Annotated in this window: 6 protein-coding genes; 5 read left to right on the top strand and 1 reads right to left on the bottom strand. The window is 71.7% G+C overall.

Going from position 1 to position 7,972, the window contains the following annotated elements; translation table 11 throughout:
- The first annotated feature begins 107 nt into the window (after positions 1 to 107).
- Positions 108 to 1,649, top strand: coding sequence for a S10 family peptidase (locus tag COGEMETH_RS18985; protein ID WP_373875396.1), 1,542 nt, complete (start codon positions 108 to 110; stop codon positions 1,647 to 1,649).
- Positions 1,646 to 2,020 carry a hypothetical protein gene (locus tag COGEMETH_RS18980; protein WP_238184163.1) on the top strand — a complete coding sequence of 125 codons (375 nt, stop codon included), beginning with the start codon at positions 1,646 to 1,648 and terminating at the stop codon, positions 2,018 to 2,020. Before COGEMETH_RS18985 ends, COGEMETH_RS18980 begins: the two co-directional genes overlap by 4 nt.
- 15 nt (positions 2,021 to 2,035) lie before the next feature.
- Here COGEMETH_RS18980 and COGEMETH_RS18975 read toward each other — a convergent pair whose 3' ends face one another.
- Entirely contained in the window at positions 2,036 to 3,835 is a 1,800-nt protein-coding gene (locus COGEMETH_RS18975) for a hypothetical protein (protein WP_238184162.1), read from the bottom strand.
- Between the two features lie 167 nt (positions 3,836 to 4,002).
- On the opposite strand from COGEMETH_RS18975, the gene COGEMETH_RS18970 reads away from it, so the two are divergent.
- The 3 genes from COGEMETH_RS18970 to COGEMETH_RS18960 all read left to right on the top strand — a co-directional run bounded on the left by COGEMETH_RS18970 (position 4,003) and on the right by COGEMETH_RS18960 (position 7,940).
- On the top strand, positions 4,003 to 5,208 hold the full coding sequence (locus COGEMETH_RS18970) for a glycosyltransferase family 87 protein (protein ID WP_238184161.1): 1,206 nt from the start codon (positions 4,003 to 4,005) through the stop codon (positions 5,206 to 5,208).
- A gap of 73 nt (positions 5,209 to 5,281) precedes the next feature.
- Entirely contained in the window at positions 5,282 to 6,319 is a 1,038-nt protein-coding gene (locus tag COGEMETH_RS18965; protein ID WP_238184160.1) for an NAD-dependent epimerase/dehydratase family protein, read from the top strand.
- A gap of 118 nt (positions 6,320 to 6,437) precedes the next feature.
- Positions 6,438 to 7,940, top strand: coding sequence for an NAD(P)/FAD-dependent oxidoreductase (locus COGEMETH_RS18960; RefSeq protein WP_238184159.1), 1,503 nt, complete (start codon positions 6,438 to 6,440; stop codon positions 7,938 to 7,940).
- Positions 7,941 to 7,972 lie beyond the last annotated feature (32 nt).

Genomic DNA, 7,972 nt, shown 5'->3' with positions numbered 1-7,972 from the left:
CGCACGGGAGAGGGGGCCGGGCCGCGCTTCGAGCGACCTCATCGGTTCCGCTGCGCAGGTGTGTGAATTCGGCAGCCCGCACACGGGGGAGGGTTCTCGTCGCGCTGTTGATCGCCCTCGCCCCATTGCAGGCCGCTGCGCAGGCACAGCCACGCCCTGCGCCGGAACGCCCGGCCGAGCGCGCGCCGGAGGGCAAGAAACTCCCGGCCGACGCCACCACCCAGCACGCCGTCACCCTGCCGGACGGCCAAAAACTCGACTTCACCGCCACCGCCGGCAGCCTGCCGCTGGTGGACGAATCGGGCAAGCTCCAGGCCGAGATCGCCTTCGTCGCCTATACCCGTCCGGCGCAGGCCGGGATCGAGCGGTCCGTCACCTTCGCCATCAACGGCGGCCCCGGCGCATCCTCCGCCTACCTCAACATCGGCGCGATCGGCCCCTGGCGTCTGCCCGCGGACGGGGGCAGCATCAGCCCCTCGCGCCCTACCGCCCTGGTGCCGAACGACGGCACCTGGCTCGACTTCACCGACCTCGTCTTCATCGATCCCATCGGCACCGGCTACAGCCGCGCGGCGGACGGGGAGCCCAAGAAGTACTGGAGCGTCGATGCCGACGCCTCGGTGCTGGCCTCGGCCATCGCCCGCTACCTGCGCGTCAACGACCGGATGGCAGCGCCGAAATTCTACGTCGGCGAGAGCTACGGCGGGTTTCGCGGGCCGCTGATCGCGGGCAAGCTCCAAGAGGAGATCGGGATCGGCCTGTCCGGGCTGGTGCTGCTCTCCCCGGTGCTCGACTTCGCCTGGCTGCAGCAACCGCGCACCAACCCGTGGGGCTTCGTCCTGCGCCTGCCCTCCTACGCGGCCGCTGCCCTGGAGCGCGGCGACACGGTGCCGACGCGCGACCTCCTGGCCGACACCGAAGCCTACGCCACCGGCCCCTACCTCGCCGACCTGCTGAAAGGCCCGGCCGACGCCGAGGCCGTCGCCCGGCTGACCGAGCGCGTCGCGGCGCTGACCGGCCTCGACCCGGCCTTCGTGAAGGCGCAAGCCGGCCGCCTCTCGTCCAGCAGCGTCCAGCGCGAGATCGACCGGGCGGGCGGGCGCGTGGCGAGCGCCTACGACACGGCCGTGACGGGCTGGGACCCGGACCCGAACGCACCCCATTCCGGCTTCGAGGACCCGCTGCTCACCGCGATCCAGGCCCCGCTCACCAGCGCGATGATCGACCTCTACGCCCGGCAGCTGAACTGGCGCGTGCCGAACCTGCGCTACGAACTCCTCAACGGCGCGGTCAACCGCGGCTGGACCTGGGGCTCGGGCCGCTCGGCGCCGGAATCCCTCGGGGCGTTGCGCGGCGCCCTGTCGCTGGACGGCAACCTGCGTGTGCTGGTGACCCACGGCTTCACCGACCTGGTGACGCCCTACTTCGCCTCGAAGCTGCTGATCGACCAGATGCCGGCCTACGGGAGCGACAGGCGGCTGACGCTGTCCGTCTATCCCGGCGGCCACATGTTTTATTCGCGCGCCGATTCCCGCGCCGCCTTCAAGCGGGACGTGGCGCGGATGTACGCCGCCGCCCTGAAGGCGCGCGAGGCCGGTCCGTCCCGTCCCGCGATGCCGGCGGCCGAGCGCCTCAAGGACACGCCGTGACCCGACGCCTCACCGCCCTCCTGCTGACGACGAGCCTGCTCGCCGGCTGCACCAGCGCCGAGCGCACGCCGCCGCCGACCCCTTCCGAGATCGCCCCGGTGCCGCCGAGGCCGCCCGCGCCGCCGCCGCGCTTCACCGGCCCGGTGCTCGCGCCGGACGGCACCTGTACCGGGCCGGTGCCGGGCAGTGCCGCGGCCATCGAGCCCGGCATCAGTGAGTGCGACCTCGTGCGCCTTAAGGGCAAGCCGCCGACCGACGTGCTGGTGGGGGAAGGCCGCTCCGGGCGCGAGGTGCAGGTGCTCTACACCGAGCCCGGCGCGAAGGAGCTGTACTTCTTCGTCGACAACCGCCTCGACCGCATCGTGAAATAACGATGCGTCGGCCGCTCAGCGCTGCACCCGCCAGACCTTGAGCACGCCGGGGAGCGCCACCGGCTCGAGCCAGGGCGTCGATACCGTGCCCTGCGCCAGCCGCGTCGCGAAGGCGGTCTCGGCCTGGAGGTCGGCGCCCGGTCGCGCCGGGCAGGCGACGAGGTAACCGACGCCCAGCGCCGCGACGTGCCGGCGCAGGTCCGCCTCGGTGCCGCCCAGGCCCTCGATCGCCGCGGTGAGGCCGGTGATGGCGCGGTGATAGGGAGCCGCCACGACGGCGTGCGGCGTGCGCAGCAGGATCGACGGCCCGAGGAAGATCGGCGCCAGCACCGTGCCCGGCGGTAGGGCGGCCAGGGGCGCCACCGCCTCGTCCGACTGGCAGATCACCGCGCCCTGCACGTCCTGCGCGGTCCCCGCTTCCGCTTGCAGCAGGGTGGCGAGGTAGGCGGGCGCCATCCAGACCGAGCCGACGAGCCCAGCCGCGAGCAGGCCGGTGCCCGCCCGGCGCGCCGACGCGGCCTCCCGGTCGGCGGCGAAGCTCAGCGCCCGGTCGATCACGGGGCCGGCGACCAGGGGAATCAGGCCCGAGGCCACGTAGATGCCACGGAACTGGAACCAGCCGACGATCAGGCCCGGCCAGAGGAACAGGGCCGCGACGCCGAAGGCGCGCCGCTGCGGGGCCGGCCCGCGAAAGACCCCCCAGGATGCGGCGGCGGCGGCCAGCGCCAGCACCGGATAGAAGACCAGCACCTCCCACTGCCCCCTGGCCACGAACTTGGGCACCGAGGACATCTCGTTCACGGTGAGCAGCCAGTAGTCCCGCACCAGGGCGGGCATGCCGGGGAACGGGCCGCCGAGGCAGGCCGGGAACAGGGCGGCGAACCCGCCGACCAGCCCGGCGCCGATGAGGGCCACGAGCCCGGCGCGGCCGACGGGGGAGGGGAGGGAGCGGTCGGTCGCCGCGCAGGCCAGGGCCGCGAAAAGCCCCCCTCCGGCGAGCCAGAGCCAGGGCGGCGAGAGGGCGTCGCAGGCGGTCGTGCCCCACAGGGACGGTGCCGTCTGTGCGGCGAACAGCAGGGGGGCGGCGAGCCCGAGCCCGAGCCCGAACCCGAGGAAGCCCGGCAGCGCGGTCCGTCCGCGAAAAATCCAGTCGGCCACGAGGAACAGGGCGCCGAGCGCCACGTAGGGCAACCCCTCCAGGCCGACCGCGAGCGACAGGGCGGCGAGCCCGCCCGCCAGCATGCCGGCCCACAGGTCGCCGCGGATCAGGCAGAAGGCGAGACCCAGGATCGTGATGAGCTGGACGTTGTGGTGGTCGACCCGCCCCGCCCGGAACTGGACCGTCAGGCCGAAGGTCTGTGTCGCCGCGAGCACCGCCAGGATCGCCGCGCGTTTGGAGAAGAGACTCCGCGTTCCGCGATACAGCACCAGGGCGTAGAGCCCGAGCAGCAGCGGCGGCCAGAACGCGGCCGTGAGCCCTTCCGCGAGGCGCTGGCCCACGAGGGGGCGCAGGAGCAGGATCAGGCCGGCCAGCGGGGCGTCGACGAGGCGGGACCAGTGGCTCGCCACGACCCCCGGCGGCAGGAAGCGGTGCTGCACGGAATCGAACCAGCCCTGGCCGGCCACCAAGTCGCGGACTTCGACGAGGCGCATGGCGTCGTCCGTGTCCGGCACGCGCAGGTGGTCGATCGTCTGCCAGATCTCGGCCGGCGCGTTCAGCGTCACGACCGAGAGGGCGACCAGCAGCCAGAGGAAGGTGTCGGGGGCGATCCGCGCCGAGGACGCGGCCGGTAGGGACTGGGCCGGAATCGACATCTCACCGCTCCGATCCCGGGCACCTTGCGAGGATGTCCGAAGGTCTCGGGTCCGGTGTCGCATTTCGGGCCTTAACGGCCGGTCAAGGCCGGGCATATCCGCGCCCCGGATTAACCAATTCTCATCCCGGACACCGTAGCTTCGGCCCCGTTCCGGAGCGTGTCCGCATGTCCCAGCCAGCCCTGCGAAGCGGGCAAGTCGCCGTCGTCGGCATCGGCGCCCTCGTATCCCTGGCAAGCTGGCTCTCGGTCCGGCCCTGGGACACGGCCGGGTGGATGATCGGCGCGCCGTTCGGGCGCGACTTCGTCAACTTCTGGATGGCGCCGCGCCTGGTGATGGCCGGGAACGGCGCCTATCTCACCGATCTGCCGGCCTACCAGGGCGCGATTCGGACGCTCTTCGGCCTGTCGCTCGATCCGGCCCTGGTCTTCGTCTATCCGCCGCACGCGCTGCTGTTCCTGGCGCCCTTCGCGCTGCTGCCGTTCCTGCCGGCGGTCTGCGCCTGGACCGCCCTGAACCTCGCGGCCCTGACGGGGGCCCTGCGCGCCTGCGACACCGGGCGCAGCCTCCCGCGCGGCCTCCTCACGCTCCTCGTCTGCCTGTCGCCGCCTGCCGTGGCCATGATCGTCTACGGGCATTTCGGCGGCCTGATCGCACTCGCCGCCACCCTCGCGGTCGTGGAGGGCCAACGCCGCCCGTGGCTCGCGGGCTTCTGCCTCGCCTGCCTCACGGTGAAGCCGCAATTGGCCTGCGTGCTGGGCCTGATCCTGCTCTGCGGCGGCTACTGGCGCTGCCTGTTCGCATCCGGGGTCTTCACCGTCGCCCTCGTCGGCCTCTCGGTCGCGGCCTTCGGCGTCGAGCCCTGGCAGCGCTTCGTCACGGTGACGATGCCGATGCAGAGCGCCTTCGTGACCGCCTTCGACGCCCGCTGGATACAGACCTCGATCTCGGTCTACTTCTCGGCCCGGTTCTGGGACCTGCCGGCCGCCCTCGCCTGGACGATCCAGGGTAGCGTCGCGGCCGTCGCCTTCGCCGGCGCGGTGACGGCCCTGCGGCGCGGCCGACCGGACCCGACTCGCCTCCTCGTCATCCTCCTCGCGGCCATCGTGATCCTGCCCTATGCCAGCCATTACGAGCTGGCGGTGGTCGCCCCCGTGCTGACCCTCGTGGTCCTCGACCGGGCCGTCGAGCCGGCGCCGCCGCCGCTCCTCGTGCTGGCCTGGATCACGATTCCCCTGGCGCGCATCCTCTACGTGTTCGACCTGCCCATCCTGTCGTTCGTCGTCGCGGGCGGCCTGTTCGCCTTGAGCCGGCGTCTCCTGGCGGACGGGTGGCTGGCGCCCGCGCCCATGGACCGGCCGGCGCGGGCTTGAGGGCGGCGGAGCACACGCAATTCGGGCATGGGCCGCGCGCCGGCACCGCCCACAGGCGACGGGACGGCAGCGGATGGCACGTGTTCTGGTAACCGGAGGCTCCGGCTTCCTCGGGTCGCTCCTCGTCGGGCAACTGGTGCTGGACGGCCACGAGGTCACGAGCGTCGACCTCCTGCCCAATGCGATCCGGGACCCGCGCCTGCGGGCGGTGGTCGGCGACATCCGGGACCGGGCGCTCCTCGATTCGCTGCTGGCGGGCACGGGCCACGAGGCGGTGTTCCACTGCGCCGCGCTGCTGGCGCACGGCGCGCTCTCGCCCCGCGAGATGTGGTCGTCCAACGTCGAGGGCACGCGCACCCTTGCCTCGGCCGTGGCGGCGGCCGGCATCCCCAGCCTCGTCTACGTCTCCAGCAACTGCCTGTGGGGCCACGGCTTCGATCGGCCGGTGCGCGAGGACGACACGCCTGCCCCGTGCGAACTCTACGGCGCCAGCAAGTGGGAGGGAGAGAAGATCCTGGCCGGCCACGCGGGCGATTTCGCCGCGACGATCATCCGCTGCCCCACCATCATGGATGAGGGGCGGCTCGGCCTGCTCGCCATCCTGTTCGAGTTCATCGGCGAGGGAAGGCGCGTCTGGGTCGTCGGCGACGGCTCCCACCGCTACCAGTTCATCTACGCCCGCGACCTGATCGCGGCGATGCTGCTGGCGTGGCGCCGGGGCACGGGGGGCGTGTTCGGCATTGGCTCGGACGATGTCGACACCATGCGCGACACCTTCGCCCACGTCATCGCGCGGGCCGGCAGCGGCTCGCGGATCGGCTGCCTGCCGAAGGGGCCGGCCGTGCTGGCGATGAAGGCCGCCCACGCCCTGCGGGTGTCGCCGCTCGGCCCCTACCATTACCGCATGATCGCGGCCGACTTCGTGTTCGACACCACCCGGATCAAGGCGGAGCTGGGCTGGCGCCCCACGCTGACGAACAGCGAGATGCTGCTGCGCGCCTACCGCTACTATGCCGCCAACCGGGCCGAGATCGCCGCCCGGCGCGACGTGTCGGCCCATCGCCGCTCCGCCGACATGGGCGTGATCCGCATCCTCAAATGGATGTCCTGACGGGTCCAGTATTCACCCTCGCGGCTGCCGAGGAAGCGGTTCCTTAACCTTCCCGGTGTCACTGTCACCCCCGCGAGCGGGCCCGGCGCGGGTCCTCGCCGTCCTGCCGGAGCCGCCGATGAGCCACCACACCGAGACGCTCGTCATCGGCGCAGGACCGGCGGGTCTGACCGCCGCCTACCTGCTGTCCAAGCACGGCCGCGACGTCACGGTGCTGGAGCGCGACCCCGCCCAGGTCGGCGGCATCTCGCGCACCGTCTCGCACAACGGCTACCTGTTCGACATCGGCGGCCACCGCTTCTTCTCGAAGTCGAAGGCCGTGGTCCAACTCTGGGACGAGATCCTGCCCAACGACTTCATCGAGCGGCCGCGCCTGTCGCGGATCTATTACAAGGGCAAGTACTACGCCTATCCGCTCAAGGCCTTCGAGGCCCTGCGCAACCTCGGCATCCTCACCAGCACCTTGTGCGTCGCCTCCTACCTGCTCGCCCGCGCCAAGCCGATCGAGACCCCGAAGAGCTTCCACGAGTGGGTGCGCAACCAGTTCGGCGAGCGCCTGTTCTCGATCTTCTTCAAGACCTACACCGAGAAGGTCTGGGGCATGTCCTGCGACGCGATCTCGGCCGATTGGGCGGCCCAGCGCATCAAGGGCCTCGACCTCGGCGCCGCGATCCGCGACGCCCTCAAGCGCTCCCTGGGCCTGCGGGCCAAGCAGAAGCCCGGCGAGCCGGTGATCAAGACGCTGATCGAGTCCTTCCGCTATCCCCGCCGCGGCCCCGGCATGATGTGGGAGGCGGCCGCCGAGAAGACCGCCGCCCAGGGCGGCCGCGTGCTCCTCGACCGGGGCGTCGACGGCCTGAGCTTCGAGCCCGCCACCGGCATCTGGACGGTCTCGGCCACCCGCGGCGACGGCACCCGCGAGACCTACACCGCCCGCCACCTGATCTCCTCGGCCCCGGTGCGCGAACTGGTCGACGCGATCAAGCCGCGCCCCTTGAGCACCTTCAACGCCCGCTCACTGCAATACCGCGACTTCGTGACGGTCGCCCTGATCGCCAAGTCGCAGAAGGACTTCCCCGACAACTGGATCTACATCCACGACCCGTCCGTGCAGGTCGGCCGGGTGCAGAACTTCCGCTCCTGGTCGCCGGAGATGATCCCGGACGAGGACCACACCTGTCTCGGGCTGGAATATTTCTGCTTCGAGGGCGACGGCCTCTGGACCGCCTCGGACGAAGACCTCGTCGCCTTGGCCAAGCGCGAGATCGGCCAGATCGGCCTGATCGATCCGCGGGAGGTGGTCGATGCCTGCGTCGTGCGCCAGCCCAAGGCCTATCCGGTCTACGACGAGACCTATGCCGACAACGTCGCCAGCGTGCGGCGCGAGCTGGAGCACGACTTCCCGACGCTCCACCTCGTCGGTCGCAACGGCATGCACAAGTACAACAACCAGGACCACGCGATGATGACGGCGATGCTGACCGTCGAGAACATCATCGCGGGCCACCGCCGCCACGACGTCTGGCGGGTCAACGAGGACGCCGAGTACACGGAGGCGGGCGTCTCCGGCGCCCAGGACGCGCTGGCGAGCGAGCGCCTGGTGCCCCGCAAGGTCGCGTAAGGGACAGGACAGGCGCGGGCGGGCGTCACCGC

It is taken from the genome of Methylobacterium trifolii, from assembly GCF_022179685.1.
Classification (GTDB): domain Bacteria; phylum Pseudomonadota; class Alphaproteobacteria; order Rhizobiales; family Beijerinckiaceae; genus Methylobacterium; species Methylobacterium trifolii.
This window is presented reverse-complemented; position numbering and strand designations above follow the sequence as displayed.